This window comes from Streptomyces sp. NPDC028711 (genome assembly GCF_055565415.1).
The window spans coordinates 801,288-815,709 of sequence record NZ_JBVHUJ010000002.1 but is presented as its reverse complement, the minus strand read 5'-3'; the positions used below and the strand labels follow the sequence as shown (position 1 = coordinate 815,709).

The following is a 14,422-nucleotide window of genomic DNA, read 5'->3' as shown; positions in this document are numbered from 1 at the left end:
CATGTCTCCCCGTGCTGACCTGTGTTGTTGCCGGAGGGCACCCTACCGTCGCGGGGACGGTGCGGTGTACGCGTACGGAGTCGTGGTGGAGAGGGTCAGGAAGCCGAGGCGCTGGAGGATCGGGCGGCTGGTGTCGGCCGCGTCGACCTGGACGTAGCGGTGGCCGCGTTCGGCCGCGATGCGGGCGCGGTGGGCGACGAGGGCGCGGTAGAGGCCGCGGCCCCGCCAGCTCTCGACGGTGCCGCCGCCCCAGAGGCCGGCGAAGTCGGTGCCGGGGCAGAGTTCGAGGCGGGCGGCGCTGACGGGTTCGCCGGCGGCGAGGGCGACGACGGCGGTGACGGTGTCGGGGTCGGCCGCGAGGCGGTCGAGGAGCTGGCGGCCGATGTGCGTGCTGTCGGTGCCGAAGGCGCGTTCGTGGACCTCGACCACCTGGCGTACGCCGGACTCGTCGGTGACGGCGTGGAGTTCGACGCCCTCGGGGAGCCGTACGTCGAGGGGCAGCGAGGCGGCTTCGGCGGCCATCAGGGTCTCGGGGTCCTCGGCGGTGAAGCCGGCGGCGAGGAGCCGGTCGCCGAGGTCGGCGGGGGTGTCGTGGGCGTACAGCTTCCACTCGAAGGGCAGGCCGGCGGCGCGGTAGTGGTCGATCTGTCCGGCGATGGCGCGGTCGGCTCCGGGGGCGTCGAGGCGGGACCAGAGCACGCCGTTCCAGGCGTGGGCGGGGCCGGTCTGCCGGACGACGTCGCCGACGCGTTCGATCCGGCAGCCCGGCCCGTCGGGGCGGGCGTCGCGGCGGAGCTGGAGGTCGTACAGGTCACGCAGGTGCTGGGAGTCCATGGGGGTCACTCCAGCACCCGGCGTGCGGCCCGGCAACGGGATTACCGGCCCGCGACGGGCCTTCCGGCGACCGGTCTTCCGGCATCGTGCCGCAGCGGCGTGATCTGGTCGATGTCGTAGCGGATCCGGAGCCGTTCGATCGCCTGGTGGTCGACCTCGCCGCCCGAGCCGAGGATCTCCATGAGTTCCTCGAAGTACCGCTCGTGGTCGGGTGGCGGCGAGGCCTGGAAGAGCATGCGCACGGGTTCCCCGGTGGGGTTGGCGAAGGCGTGCGGGCAGCCGGGCGGCACCAGGATGAGGGTGCCGGCGGTCGCGCGGACGGCACGCTGCCCGGTGGAGGACTCCCACTCCCGCCAGCTGTCCGGGGTGCGGACGAGCGGCTCGAAGGCGAGGACGTCGAGCTCCCCCTCCAGGACGTAGAAGAGCTCCTCGCTGTGCCCGTGGGCGTGGGCGCCGACGTCGAAGCCGGGCGGTACGACGACCTCGAACGTGGAGGCGGTACGGGAGTGTTCGCCGGTCACCTTGAAGGTGACGCGCTGGGCGGCGGTGGTGAGGGTCTTTCCGTGGCCGGGCGGCACGATGAGGCCGCCGCCCGGTCCGATCGCGGTGGCTGTCACGGGGTGCGGGTTCCTCTCACCAGGTGACCGGGAGGGTCTCGGGGCCGCGGATGAGGGCGCCGCGCTGCCAGCGGAGCTCGTCCTCGGGGACGGCGAGGCGGAGGTTCGGGAAGCGGGTCCACAGGGACTCGACGAGGATCTCCGACTCGATGCGGGCCAGGGCGGAGCCGGGGCAGTAGTGGGGTCCGTGGCCGAAGGCGACGTGCGGGTTGTAGTCGCGGTCGAAGTCGAGCTTCTCCGGGTCGGGGAAGACGGCGGGGTCGCGGTTGGCGGTCAGATAGGAGACGTAGACGGGGTCGCCGGCCGGGATGGTGATCCCGCCGACCTCGACGTCCTCCATGGCGATCCGGGAGAGGCCGACGGCGTTGCGGTGCGGGATGTAGCGGAGGAGTTCGTCGACGGCCTGCGGTACCAGGGCGGGTTCGGCGCGCAGCCTGGCGAGGTGCTCGGGGTGGGTGAGCAGCGCGTACACCATGTTGGCGCTGTTGTTGCGGACGGCGTGGGCGCCGCCGATCTGGATGAGGACGGCGAGTCCGACGGCCTCGTGCTCGGTGAGGGTCTCGTCGTCGACGGCGTCGGCGAGGACGGCGGCGAGGGTCTCCTTGCCGGTGCCGTGGTTGCGGCCGACGAGTTCGGTGAAGTAGCGGCCCATGTCGGCCTTGGCCTGCTCGCTGGCCTCCCGGCCCGCGGCGGCGGAGATGATGGTGTCGGACCAGCGGGCCATCAGCGGCTGGTCGCCCTCGGGCACTCCCATGAGTTCGCTGACCATGGCGAGGGGGAAGGGCCGGTTGACGAGTTCCATGAGGTCGGCGGGTGCGCCGTGCTCCTCGACCCGGTCCAGGAGCCGGTCCATGACGTCCTGGGCGTGGTCGCGCAGGGCGCGCAGGGCGCGGGCGCTGAAGGCGCGCGCGACGACGCGGCGCATCCGGGTGTGGTCCGGCGGGTCGGCGAAGCCGACGGCGCCCTCCATGGGGATGAAGTGGGGGGCGACGCGGGTGATGGAGCGACCCCAGACGGCCTGGCGGCTGAAGCGCGGGTCGACGGAGACGAACTTGACGTCCTCGTAGCGGGTGACGAGCCAGGCGTGTCCCTCGCCGTGCGGCAGCCGGACCCGGGTGACGGGGTCCTCGTGGAGCAGCTTCGCGAGCAGCGGGTCGAAGTCGAGTCCGGTGAGGTCGGGCACGGCCCAGAAGTGGACCTGGGGGATGTCGGCGCCGGTGGCGGTGGTGGTGGTCACGGCGCCGTCCTCTCGGAGGCGGCGAGGGCGGGGCGGTGCGGGTGGGGCATGACGGTCACTTTCGTCCGGGCACGCGGGCGGGCCGCCGGCCGGAACCGGGGCGACGGGACCGAGGCCGGGCGGACCTCGGCTGTTCCACACCTTCCCGCCGGGGAGGCGCTCACCGGCTCCCCGGCGCGAAAGACACCCCAAGGTGTGACGTGTGGCCCTCGGCCGGCCGTCAGGAGCTGCGGGGAATCTCCTTCCACCCCCTTGCCAACCCCCGGGTCCCTCCGGTTTTACTGACCCGGAGCGGATCTACCGAATGATCGGTAGTCCGCTTGACGACCGTGGAGGAGTGGGCGCGATGACGGAACCGCTGGACAGCGGCGAACGGCTCGGACGCGAGGAGCTGGCGGCTCTCCAGCTGGAGCGGCTGCGTGCGACCCTCCGCCACGCGTACGAGAACGTGGACTTCCACCGCCGCTCCTTCGACGCGGCCGGGGTGACCCCGGACGACTGCCGGTCGCTCGCGGACCTGGTCCGTTTCCCCTTCACCACCAAGGCGGACCTCCGCGACCACTACCCCTTCGGCATGTTCGCCGTCGGACAGGACCGGATCCGCCGCGTCCACGCCTCCAGCGGGACCACCGGCCGGCCGACCGTCGTCGGCTACACCGAGGGCGACCTCGACATGTGGGCGGACGTGGTGGCCCGGTCCCTGCGCGCCGCCGGCGCACGCCCCGGGCACAAGGTCCATGTGGCGTACGGATACGGCCTGTTCACCGGCGGACTCGGCGCGCACTACGGGGCGGAGCGGCTCGGGTGCACGGTGATCCCGGCCTCGGGCGGCATGACGGCCCGGCAGGTGCGGCTCATCCTGGACTTCCGGCCCGAGATCATCATGGTGACCCCCTCCTACATGCTCACGCTGCTCGACGAGTTCGAGCGGCAGGGCGTGGACCCGCGGTCGACCTCCCTGAAGGTGGGCGTCTTCGGCGCCGAGCCGTGGACGGAGGCGATGCGGAAGGAGATCGAGGAGGCGTTCGCGATCGACGCGGTCGACATATACGGCCTGTCGGAGGTGATCGGGCCCGGAGTGGCGCAGGAGTGCGTGGAGACCAAGGACGGGCTGCACATCTGGGAGGACCACTTCTACCCGGAGGTCGTGGACCCGTTCACGGGCGAGGTGCTGCCGGACGGGGAGGAGGGGGAGCTGGTCTTCACCTCGCTCACGAAGGAGGCCATGCCGGTGATCCGCTACCGGACCCGTGACCTGACCCGTCTGCTGCCGGGGACCGCGCGGGTGTTCCGGCGGATGGAGAAGGTGACCGGGCGCAGCGACGACATGATCATCCTGCGCGGGGTGAACCTCTTCCCCACGCAGATCGAGGAGATCGTGCTCCGTACGCCGGGCGTGGCCCCGCACTTCCAGCTGCGGCTGACCAGGGAGGGCCGTCTCGACGCCCTGACCGTACGGGCCGAGGCGCGGGCGGGGGCGACGGGCGAGGAACGGGCGGAGGCGGCCCGGAGGATCGCGGCGGCGGTCAAGGACGGGATCGGGGTCTCGGTCGGGGTCGAGGTGGTCGACCCCGAGACGCTGGAGCGGTCGGTGGGCAAGATCAAGCGGATCGTGGATCTCAGAAAATCCTAGGACTTCCCCGAGAAGCGGTCGCGGAGTTCGCGCTTGAGGATCTTGCCGCTCGCGTTGCGGGGCAGTTCGGGCGTGAAGTGGATGCGCTTCGGGGCCTTGAAGTGGGGGAGGTTCTCGCGGGCGTGGGCGAGGAGTTCGGCCTCGGTGACCTCGCCGCGGGGGACGACGACGGCCGTGACCGCCTCGATCCAGTGGTCGTCGGGGAGGCCGATCACGGCCACCTCGGCGACGCCTGGATGGGTGTAGAGGGCGTCCTCGACCTGGCGGGAGGCGACGAGCACTCCCCCGGAGTTGATGACGTCCTTCACCCGGTCGACGATGGTGAGGTAGCCCTCCGGGTCGCGCACGGCGAGGTCGCCCGAGTGGAACCAGCCGCCCCGGAAGGCCGCCTTCGTCTCGTCGGGCTTGCGCCAGTAGCCGTCGCACAGCTGCCGGGAGCGGTAGACGATCTCGCCGGGGGTGCCGTCGGGGACGTCGTCGCCGTTCTCGTCGACGACGCGGGCCTCGACGTGGCGGACCGGACGGCCGCACGAGTCCATCCGGCCCTCGTGCTCGTCGGGGCCGAGGACCGTGGCGAGCGGACCGATCTCGGACTGGCCGAAGCAGTTGTAGAAGGCGAGGCCCGGAAGCCGGGCGCGCAGCCGCTCCAGGACGGGTACGGGCATGATCGAGGCCCCGTAGTAGGCCTTGCGCAGGGCCGAGAGGTCGCGGCTTTCGAACTCCGGGTGGTTGGCGAGGCCGATCCAGACGGTGGGCGGGGCGAAGAGGCTGTCGGCGCGGCCCGCCTCGATCAGGTCGAAGAGGACGGCGGGGTCGGGTCCGTCGACGATCGTGTTCTCGGCGCCGACGGCGAGGTAGGGCAGCAGGAAGACGTGCGTCTGGGCCGAGTGGTAGAGCGGCAGCGCGTGCACGGGCCGGTCGTCCTCGGTCAGGTCGAGGGCCTCGATGGCGCTGGCGTACTCGTGGACGAGCGCGTGGTGGGTCATCATGGCGCCCTTGGGTTGGGCGGTGGTGCCCGAGGTGTAGAGCAGCTGGACGTACTCGCGGGCGTCGCGGTCGGTGTCGTACGTCTCCGGTGCGGCGAGCGCGTCGAGGAGTGAACCGGGAGCGTCCCGCAGCGGCTTGACGGCGAAGCCGTCGGGGACGCGGTCCGCGAGGGCGGGGTCGGCGAGGACGAGCGAGCTGTCCGACTGCTCCAGGATGTACGTGAGGTCGTCGCCGGTCAGGTGGTGGTTGACCGGCACGTGGATCAGGCCGGCCCGGGAGCAGGCGAGGAACGCGATGAGGTAGGCGTCCGAGTTGTGGCCGTACGTCGCCACCTGGGCGGCGTCGGGCAGGGCGAGGCCGTGGTGCGGCTCCCGCAGGACGGCCGCGGCGGTGGTGACGGCCTCGTCCAGCTCGGCGTACGTCCAGGTCCGGTCGGCGTAGCGGACGGCGATCCGGTCGGGGACGCGCTGGGCGCTCATGCGCAGGACACCGTCGACGGCGCGGCTGAGGAGTCGATCCATGCCGTGATCCTCGGCGCGGAGCGGGCGGCAGGTCAAGTACCGGGAGGCGTGCCGTACCGGCCCGGACCTCGGATACCGAACGGGATGTTGACACGGGGGTCCCGCAGCTGGGTGCATGGTCCAACCCACAGTGCTCATCCGTCCGTTGGGAGTCACGTTGCACCTCCGCACCCGTCTGAAACACCTGGCGCTCGCCGGCGCGACGCTCGCCGTCGTCACCGCCTCGCTGCCCGGCCCGGCGGCCGCCGACTCCGGGGACCGGGGCCACCGACCCTCCGACCGGGGCCTGTCGGCCGTCATCCGGTACACCGAGTACGGCGTCCCGCACATCGTCGGCAAGGACTACGCGAACCTCGGCTTCGGGACGGGGTGGGCGCAGGCGGCCGACCAGGTCTGCGTCCTCGCGGACGGCTTCCTGACCGTCAACGGGGAGCGTTCCCGGTACTTCGGCCCGGACGCCGCCCCGGACGGCTCGCTGTCCTCCGCCGCCACGAACCTCTCCAGCGACCTGTTCTTCCGGGGGGTGAAGGACGCCGGGACGGTCGAGAGGCTGCTCGCGACCCCGGCGCCGGCCGGGCCGAGCGGCGACCTCAAGGAGCTCATGCGCGGCTGGGCCGCCGGTTACAACGCCTGGCTGCGGAAGAACCGCATAGCGGACCCCGCCTGCGCGGGGGCCGGCTGGGTCCGCCCGGTGACCGCGCTCGACGTGGCGCGGCGCGGCTTCGCCGTGTCGGTGCTCGGCGGGCAGGGCCGGGCCGTCGACGGCATCACCGCCGCCCAGCCGCCGGCCGCTCCCCCCTCGGAGCCCACGCTCAGCGGCGTCCCCGATCCGGACGAGGCCGCCGCGGCGGCCAGGGAGCTGTTCGCCGCCGAGAACGCCACCATGGGGTCGAACGCCGTCGCGTTCTCGGGCGCCACCACGGCGAACGGGCGCGGACTGCTCCTGGGCAACCCCCACTACCCGTGGCAGGGCGGCCGTCGCTTCTGGCAGTCGCAGCAGACCATCCCCGGCGAGCTGAACGTCTCCGGCGCCTCCCTCCTCGGCACGACCGTCGTGAACATCGGCTTCAACGACAAGGTCGCCTGGAGCCACACCGTCGCCACCGGAGTGCCGCTCAACCTCCACCAGTTGACGCTCTCGCCCGGCGACCCGACCACGTACCTGCTGGACGGGAAGCCGGAGCGGATGACCCCGCGCACGGTGACCGTGCCGGTCAAGGACGGCGCGCCCGTCACCCGTACCCAGTGGTGGACCCGGTACGGCCCGGTCGTCGGCGGTCTCGGCGCGCAGCTGCCGCTGCCGTGGACCGCGACCACGGCGTACGCGCTCCACGACCCCAACGCGGCCAATCTGCGCGGCTCCGACACCGCGCTCGGCTTCGGGAAGGCGCGCTCGACGCGGGACGTCGCCGACACCCTGCGCCGTACGCAGGGGCTGCCCTGGGTCAACACGATCGCGGCCGACTCGGCGGGGCACTCGTACTTCAGCCAGTCGCAGGTGCTCCCCCGGATCACCGACGAGCTCGCCGAGCGCTGCTCCACCCCGCTCGGCCGGGCCACCTATCCGTCCTCGGGCGTCGCCGTGCTCGACGGCTCGCGCGCGGAGTGCGCGCTCGGCTCCGACCCCGACGCGGTGCAGCCGGGGGTCTTCGGCCCGTCGAGGATGCCGGAGCTGCGGGACACGCCGTACGTCGAGAACTCCAACGACAGCGCCTGGCTGACCAACGCCGACCGGCCTCTGACCGGCTACGAACGGGTCTTCGGCACGATCGCGACCCCGCGCTCGCTGCGCACCCGGGGCGGTGTCGAGGACGTGGCGGCGATGGCGGAGCGCGGCCGGCTCACGGTGACCGACCTCCAGCGCCAGCAGTTCGCCAACCGGGCGCCCGCCGGTGACATGGCGGCGGCCGACGCGGCCAAGGCCTGCGCGACGGCGCTGCCCGGGGACCCGGAGGTCTGCCGGGTGATCGGGGGGTGGGACCGGACGGTGAACACCGACAGTCGGGGCGCCCTGCTCTTCGACCGGTTCTGGCGGAAGTTCACCGGCACGGTGAAGCCGGCCGACCAGTGGAAGGTGCCGTTCTCGCCGGCCGACCCGGTCCGCACCCCGCACACCCTGAACACGGCGACACCCGGATTCGCGAAGGCACTGACCGACGCGGCGGCGGAGCTGCGGGCGGCCGGGATCCCGCTGGACGCGCCGCTCGGGGCCCATCAGTTCGTCGTACGGAACGGGGAGCGGATCCCCGTGAGCGGCGGCACCGAGTCGCTCGGCATCTGGAACAAGACGGAGTCCGTGTGGAGCGCGACGGGCGGCGGCTACGTCGAGGTCGCGCACGGGACGAGCCACGTCCAGGCGGTGGGCTGGGACGGCGGCCGGTGCCCGGTGGCCCGCACCCTGCTCGCGTACTCCCAGTCGTCGAACCCGCGGTCGCCGCACTTCAGCGACCAGACCCGGCTGTACGCGGGCGAGCGCTGGGTGACCTCCCGGTTCTGCGAGAAGGACATCCTGCGCTCGCCGGCGCTGCGGGTGGTGGTCGTCAGGGACTGAACGGTTCTTCCCGGCTCCGTCGTCAGGGGCTGAACGGTTCGCCTCGTCGTCAGGGGCTGAACGACAGGAAGACGAAGGCGGCGAAGATCGCGAGATGGACGCCGCCCTGGAGGAGGGTGGCCCGTCCGGGCACCACGGTCAGGGCGCTCACCACACCGGTCAGGACGAGCAGGACCATGTGGAGCGGGCCCAGGCCGAGCAGGAGGGGCCCGGACAGCCAGATGGAGGCGAGCGCGATCGCCGGGATCGTCAGGCCGATGCTGGCGATCGCGGAGCCGTACGCGAGGTTGAGGCTGGTCTGCACCCGGTCCCGGCGGGCCGCGCGGACGGCGGCGAGGGTCTCGGGCAGCAGCACCATCAGGGCGATGACGACACCGACGACCGCCTTGGGCAGGCCCGCCGACTCGACGCCGTTCTCGATGGTCGGCGAGATCAGCTTGGCGTTGCCGACGACGGCGACGAGGGCGAGGAGGAGCAGGCCGAGACTGCCCAGGGCGGCGCGCTCGGTCGGCGGCTCGGCGTGCTCCTCCTCCGATTCGTGCCCCGGGCGCGGCACCGGGAGGAAGTAGTCCCGGTGCCGCACGGTCTGGACGCCGACGAACACCCCGTACAGGCAGAGGGAGGCGACGGCGGCGAAGGCGAGCTGGGCGGACGAGAACTCGGGGCCCGGCTGGCTGGTGGTGAAGGTGGGAAGGACCAGCGTCATCGTGGCCAGGGTGCAGACGGTGGCGAGTGCGCCGCCCGACCCCTCGGCGTTGAAGACGGCGACGCGGTTGCGGAGGGCGGAGACGAGGAGCGACAGGCCGACGATGCCGTTGCAGGTGATCATGACGGCGGCGAAGACGGTGTCGCGCGCGTAGGTCGAGGTCTTCTCGCCGCCGCCCGCCATCAGTGTGACGATGAGTCCGACCTCGATGACGGTGACCGCCACGGCGAGGACGAGCGAGCCGAAGGGTTCGCCGACGCGGTGGGCGATCACCTCGGCGTGGTGGACCGCCGCGAGGACGGCGGCGAAGAGGCAGAGCGTGATGAGGGCGACGGCGAAACCCGGGAGATCCCTCCCCCAGGCCGCCCCGAGCGCGAGCGCGGCCACCACCGGCCCCCAGGTGGTCCACTGCCGTGCCATTGCCGCCGCACTCGAACTCATGATCCGCATCCTGCCACAAAGGGGCCTTTCCGCCCCTTTCGTCCGGGCACCCTAGACCGGACGCGCTCTGCCCTCCCAGTACGGGTCCCGGAGGCGGCGTTTGTAGAGCTTGCCGTTGGGGTCGCGGGGCATGGTGGGGACGAAGTCGACCGACTTCGGGCGTTTGAAGCCGGCGAGGCGGTCCGCGCAGTGGGACAGGATCTCGGTGGCGAGCTCCGGTCCCGGCTCGTGTCCCTCGGCCGCCTCGACGACGGCCTTGACCTCCTCGCCCCAGTCGGCGTGGGGGATCCCGAAGGCGGCGGCGTCCGCGACGGCGGGGTGGGCGAGCAGCGCGGCCTCGATCTCGGCCGGGTAGATGTTGACCCCGCCGGAGATGATCATGTCGATCTTGCGGTCGCGGAGGAAGAGATAGCCGTCCTCGTCGAGGAGGCCGAGGTCGCCGACGGTGAAGAAGTCGCCGATGCGGTTCTTCGCGGTCTTCGCCTCGTCCCTGTGGTACTGGAAGCCGCCGGTGTTCATCTTGAGGTAGACGGTGCCGAGTTCGCCGGGCGGCAGCCGGGCGCCGTCGTCGTCGAAGACGGCGATTTCGCTGATGGGCCAGGCCCTGCCGACCGTGCCGGGCCTCTTCAGCCACTCCTCGGCGGTCGCGAAGGCGCCGCCGCCCTCGCTGGCGGCGTAGTACTCCTCGACGCAGCGGCCCCACCAGTCGATCATCGCCCGCTTGACGTGCTCGGGGCAGGGGGCGGCGCCGTGGATGGCGTGGCGCATCGAGGAGACGTCGTACCGCTCGCGTACCTCCGGAGGGAGGGAGAGGAGCCGGTGGAACTGGGTCGGGACCATATGGGTGTGGGTGCAGGCGTACCGGTCGATCAGGCGGAGCATCTCCTCGGGCGTCCACCGGTCCATGAGGACGAGGGGGTGTCCGATGTGCAGGGCCGCGGCGGCGAACTGGAGCACGGCCGTGTGGTAGAGCGGCGAGCAGACGAGGTGCACGTTTCCGTCGCCGGGCCGGATGCCGAAGATGCCGAGGAAGCCGCCGAGATGGGTCTCCTCGGGGAGCTTTCCGGGGAGCGGGCGGCGGATGCCGCGGGGCCGTCCCGTGGTGCCGGAGGTGTAGTTCATGACCCAGCCGAGGGTGCGGTCGGCGGGCGGTGACCCGTCCTGCCCTTCGAGCAGTTCGGCGTACGGGCGGAAGCCGGGCACCGTACCGACGGCGTACCGGTGGGTGGCGGCGAGACCGGCCTCGTCGGCGGCGGGGGTCACCGCCTCGGCGAACCTCTCGTGGGCGAGGAGGACCTTGGCACCGGAGTCGGCGACGAGCCAGGCGATCTCGGGGCCGACGAAGTGGTGGTTGACGGGGACGAGGTAGAACCCGGCCTGGGTGGCGGCGAGATGGGCGGCGAAGAACTCGGGGCCGTTGGGGAGGACGACGGCGAAGGCGTCGCCGCGTTCGAGGCCGGCGGCGCGCAGGCCGTGGACGAGACGGTTGGCCTCGGTGTGCAGCCGGCCGGCGGTCCACTCCTCGCCGTCGGGCGCGACCAGGACGGTACGGCCGGGGTCGGCGGCGGCCTGGGCCCAGAAGCCCGCGGGACTCTGCGTCACTGTGTGCTCCGTCCGGCGATGCGGTTGATGCGGTCGACGGCCTTCTCGAAGCCCCGCGTGAGCTCGTCGACGACCTGCTTGACGCTGCGCTCGGAGTTCATCCGGCCGACGATCTGCCCGACGGGGGTGCCGAGGAGCGGGTCGACCTCGTACTTCTGAATGCGGGAGACGGCCTCGGCGACGAGGAGTCCCTGGAGCGGCATGGGGAGCGTGCCGGGCCCCGACGGGTCGTCCCAGGCGTCGGTCCACTCGGTACGGAGCTGCCGCGCGGGCTTGCCGGTCAGGGCGCGGGAGCGGACCGTGTCCCCGGAACCGGCGGCGAGGAGCTTGGCCGTGAGGGCGCGGGAGTGCAGGTCGGCCTCGGTGGTGGTGAGCCAGATCGAGCCGAGCCAGACGCCCTGGGCGCCGAGGGCGAGTCCGGCGGCGATCTGTTCGCCGCTGCCGATGCCGCCGGCGGCGAGCACGGGCAGCGGGGACACCGCGTCGACGACCTCGGGGGTGAGGACCATGGAGGCGATCTCGCCGGTGTGGCCGCCCGCCTCGTACCCCTGGGCGACGACGACGTCGATGCCGGCCTCGGCGTGGTGGCGGGCGTGGCGGGCGCTGCCGGCGAGGGCGGCGACGAGGACGCCGTGGTCGTGGGCGCGGGCGACGACGTCGGGGGGCGGCGATCCGAGGGCGTTGGCGAGGAGTCTGATCGGGTAGTCGAAGGCCACGTCGAGCTGGTTGCGGGCGACCTGTTCCATCCAGCCGGTGATGCGCCAGCCGGAGGCCTCGCCCTCCGCGAGTTCGGGCACGCCGTGCTTGGCGAGGGTCGCCCGGACGAACGCCCGGTGCTCCTCCGGGATCATCGCCTCGACCTCGGCCTCGCTGACCCCTTCGACCTTCTTGGCGGGCATCACGACGTCGAGGCCGTACGGCAGGCCTTCCGTGTGCTCCTGCATCCAGTCGAGGTCGCGGGCGAGGTCGTCGGGGGCGGTGTAGCGGACCGCCCCGAGGACGCCGAACCCGCCGGCTCTGGTGAGTGCGGCGGCCACCGCGGGGAAGGGCGTGAAGCCGAAGATGGCGTGCTCGATCCCCAGGGTGCGACTCAGCTCCGTCTTCATGGGCGGCAGGATGCCGCAGCGGCGTGCCGGAGGGAAGAGCTTTTCTGATGCTCCGTCAGATTCTTTGCGGCGCGGGGGAACGGCACGTCGACGTTTCGCCGCGGCTCCCGGTGGGAGAGGGTGGGCATGACAGAGGACGGGACGAGAGGTCCGGGCGGGCTGAGCCGCCGCGCGTTCGGTGGCGGGCTACTGGCCCTCGGAGGTGCGGTGATGATCGGTACGGTGCCGGGGGCGGCGGCCTCGCCGGATCCGGGGGCCCGAGGCGGGGGCGGCGCCGGGTCCGGGGGCGGGGCCGCCGGTGGAGGCGGCGCCGGGTCCGGGAGCGGGGCCGCGGCCCGGCGGACCACGCTGCGGCGCGGCTCGCCCGAGCGGGCCGGGCTGCTCTCCGCGCCCCTGGACCGGCTGGTCACGGAGGCCGAGAGCTTCCTCGCCCCCTCCCCCGCCCACCCCTGGTACGCGGGGGCCGTGCTGCTCGCCGGGCGCGGCGGGACCGTGGCCCTGCACCGGGCGATCGGCTCGGCCGTGCGGTACGCGGCGTACGACGAGAAGACGGACACCGGGATCGAACTGCCGCCGGAGCGGCGGATTCCCATGACCGAGGAAACCGTCTTCGACCTGGCGTCGGTCTCCAAGCTCTTCACCTCGATCCTGGCGGTGCAGCAGATCGAGCGCGGGACCCTTGACCTGGAGGGCAGAGTCACCGCGTATCTGCCGGGGTTCGGCGGGGGCGGGAAGCAGGACGTCACGGTCCGTCAGCTGCTCACCCACACCTCCGGGTTCCGGTCCTGGATCCCGCTGTACCGGGAGCCGACGCGGGAGGGGAAGCTGCGGCTGCTCTGGGCGGAGACGCTCGCGAACCCGCCGGGGTCCGCGTACCTCTACTCCGATCTGAACCTGATCGCGCTCCAGCTGATCCTGGAGGAGATCACCGGTCGCGGTCTGGACATCCTGCTCCACGACGAGATCACCGCTCCGCTCGGGATGCACCGCACTCGTTTCAATCCCCCGCTCTCCTGGCGGCCGGACATCGCCGCCACCGAGGACGCCCGGCCGCCGTGGTCCGGCCTGGACCGGGGCATGGTGTGGGGCGAGGTCCACGACGAGAACGCCCACAGCATGGGCGGGGTCGCCGGCCATGCCGGGATCTTCTCCCGTGCCTGGGACCTCGCGATCCTCGCCCGGACCCTCCTCAACGGCGGGGCGTACGGCCGGGCCCGCATCCTCGCCCCCGCCTCGGTGGAGCTGATGTTCACCGACTTCAACACCGCCTTCCCCGGCGACGAGCACGGGCTCGGCTTCGAGCTCTACCAGCACTGGTACATGGGCGCCATGGCCACGCCCCGGACGGCCGGACACACCGGCTTCACCGGCACCAGCCTCGTCCTCGACCCGACGACCGACGCGTTCCTGATCGTCCTCGGCAACTCCGTGCACCCGGTGCGCAGCTGGCGCTCCGGCTCCGCGCCTCGTGTCGCCACCGCGAACCAGCTGGCCAGGGCCGTACCCGTCCGGCCGGCCCGGGGCCGTACATCCCCCAAGCTCTCGGCTGCGCTCGAGCAGGGGGCACCCCCATGGTTCTCCGGCATGGAGAGCGGCACGACCGTCACGCTGACGCTCCCTCTTGTGGCGGGCGCCGCGGGCCTGGAGTGCGCACTGTGGTGGGACACCGAGCCGGGCGCCGACGTGGCCGCCCTGGAGTCCTCGGCCGACGGCGGCACGACCTGGCAACCGGTGTCCTTCACCACCGACGGGCACACCGCGCACCCGACGGGCGCGGTCAGCGGCTGGTCCGGCCGCGTCTGGCACGCCGTGTCCGCACCGGTGCCCGGGGACGTGCTCCTGCGCTGGCGGTACACCACGGACCGGCGGTACGTGGGGCGGGGCGTGTACGTGGACGGACTGCGGCTTCTCGACCGGGCGGGGCGCGTGGTGTTCGACGAGGCGCGTCCGGCGGACAGGACGCGGATCGAGGCGAACGGCTGGAGCAGATCGGCCGACTGAGCGGCCGGCCGACCGAACACGCCGCCGACCACCGGTGCGGACCGCGCACATGTGATCACATGAGGTACCGTCCCTGGCGGGAAGATCTCACCGGGGGGATGAGACGAACGCGTGGGCGAGCGTCTGTCGTGTCGCCCGTCAGCGGTGCTCTTCCAGCCCGCGGGGGCCGCCGCCACCGGCCCGCCG

The 14,422-nt window shown here is 72.7% G+C and carries 10 protein-coding genes; 3 read left to right on the top strand and 7 right to left on the bottom strand.

Translation table 11 applies throughout. The features are described from left to right. Nucleotides 1-42: 42 nt before the first annotated feature. The 3 genes from ACZ4VK_RS09410 to ACZ4VK_RS09400 are packed head-to-tail and all read right to left on the bottom strand — an operon-like array spanning nt 43 to nt 2,688. Entirely contained in the window at nt 43-834 is a 792-nt protein-coding gene (locus ACZ4VK_RS09410; protein WP_468350177.1) for a GNAT family N-acetyltransferase, read from the bottom strand. A 41-nt stretch (nt 835-875) separates the two neighbouring features. Continuing rightward, the gene (locus ACZ4VK_RS09405; protein WP_468350176.1) at nt 876-1,451 is read right to left on the bottom strand and encodes a cupin domain-containing protein; all 576 of its coding nucleotides are present in this window, start codon (nt 1,449-1,451) and stop codon (nt 876-878) included. A 16-nt stretch (nt 1,452-1,467) separates the two neighbouring features. Beyond that, on the bottom strand, nt 1,468-2,688 hold the full coding sequence (locus ACZ4VK_RS09400; protein ID WP_468350175.1) for a cytochrome P450: 1,221 nt from the start codon (nt 2,686-2,688) through the stop codon (nt 1,468-1,470). Between the two features lie 346 nt (nt 2,689-3,034). Here ACZ4VK_RS09400 and paaK point away from each other — a divergent pair, with 346 nt between their 5' ends. Continuing rightward, nucleotides 3,035-4,321, top strand: a complete 1,287-nt coding sequence (gene paaK / locus ACZ4VK_RS09395) for a phenylacetate--CoA ligase PaaK (protein WP_468350173.1) — start codon at nt 3,035-3,037, stop codon at nt 4,319-4,321. On the opposite strand, the gene ACZ4VK_RS09390 is transcribed toward paaK, so the two are convergent. Continuing rightward, on the bottom strand, nt 4,318-5,829 hold the full coding sequence (locus ACZ4VK_RS09390; RefSeq protein WP_468350171.1) for a fatty acyl-CoA synthetase: 1,512 nt from the start codon (nt 5,827-5,829) through the stop codon (nt 4,318-4,320). The two genes, paaK and ACZ4VK_RS09390, sit on opposite strands and share 4 nt — an antisense overlap. Nucleotides 5,830-5,986: 157 nt before the next feature. On the opposite strand from ACZ4VK_RS09390, the gene ACZ4VK_RS09385 reads away from it, so the two are divergent. Further along, on the top strand, nt 5,987-8,380 hold the full coding sequence (locus ACZ4VK_RS09385; RefSeq protein ID WP_468350170.1) for a penicillin acylase family protein: 2,394 nt from the start codon (nt 5,987-5,989) through the stop codon (nt 8,378-8,380). A gap of 49 nt (nt 8,381-8,429) precedes the next feature. Here ACZ4VK_RS09385 and ACZ4VK_RS09380 read toward each other — a convergent pair whose 3' ends face one another. From ACZ4VK_RS09380 to ACZ4VK_RS09370, 3 genes are read right to left on the bottom strand one after another with little or no spacing between them, the layout of a single operon-like run. Then, nucleotides 8,430-9,527 carry a calcium:cation antiporter gene (locus ACZ4VK_RS09380; protein ID WP_468350168.1) on the bottom strand — a complete coding sequence of 366 codons (1,098 nt, stop codon included), beginning with the start codon at nt 9,525-9,527 and terminating at the stop codon, nt 8,430-8,432. 51 nt (nt 9,528-9,578) lie between these two features. Then, entirely contained in the window at nt 9,579-11,129 is a 1,551-nt protein-coding gene (locus ACZ4VK_RS09375) for an acyl-CoA synthetase (RefSeq protein ID WP_468350166.1), read from the bottom strand. Then, nucleotides 11,126-12,235, bottom strand: a complete 1,110-nt coding sequence (locus ACZ4VK_RS09370; RefSeq protein ID WP_468350164.1) for an NAD(P)H-dependent flavin oxidoreductase — start codon at nt 12,233-12,235, stop codon at nt 11,126-11,128. Before ACZ4VK_RS09370 ends, ACZ4VK_RS09375 begins: the two co-directional genes overlap by 4 nt. Nucleotides 12,236-12,361: 126 nt before the next feature. On the opposite strand from ACZ4VK_RS09370, the gene ACZ4VK_RS09365 reads away from it, so the two are divergent. Continuing rightward, nucleotides 12,362-14,236 (top strand): serine hydrolase domain-containing protein, encoded by a 1,875-nt coding sequence (locus tag ACZ4VK_RS09365; protein ID WP_468350162.1) that lies wholly within the window; start codon nt 12,362-12,364, stop codon nt 14,234-14,236. Nucleotides 14,237-14,422: the final 186 nt, after the last annotated feature.

Excerpts from the sequence above, each read along its gene's own strand:
- ACZ4VK_RS09390 (WP_468350171.1), bottom strand. The coding sequence starts at position 5,829 with ATGGATCGACTCCTCAGCCGCGCCGTCGACGGTGTCCTGCGCATGAGC.
- paaK (WP_468350173.1), top strand. The coding sequence starts at position 3,035 with ATGACGGAACCGCTGGACAGCGGCGAACGGCTCGGACGCGAGGAGCTG.
- ACZ4VK_RS09365 (WP_468350162.1), top strand. The coding sequence starts at position 12,362 with ATGACAGAGGACGGGACGAGAGGTCCGGGCGGGCTGAGCCGCCGCGCG.
- ACZ4VK_RS09370 (WP_468350164.1), bottom strand. The coding sequence starts at position 12,235 with ATGAAGACGGAGCTGAGTCGCACCCTGGGGATCGAGCACGCCATCTTC.
- ACZ4VK_RS09380 (WP_468350168.1), bottom strand. The coding sequence starts at position 9,527 with ATGAGTTCGAGTGCGGCGGCAATGGCACGGCAGTGGACCACCTGGGGG.
- ACZ4VK_RS09410 (WP_468350177.1), bottom strand. The coding sequence starts at position 834 with ATGGACTCCCAGCACCTGCGTGACCTGTACGACCTCCAGCTCCGCCGC.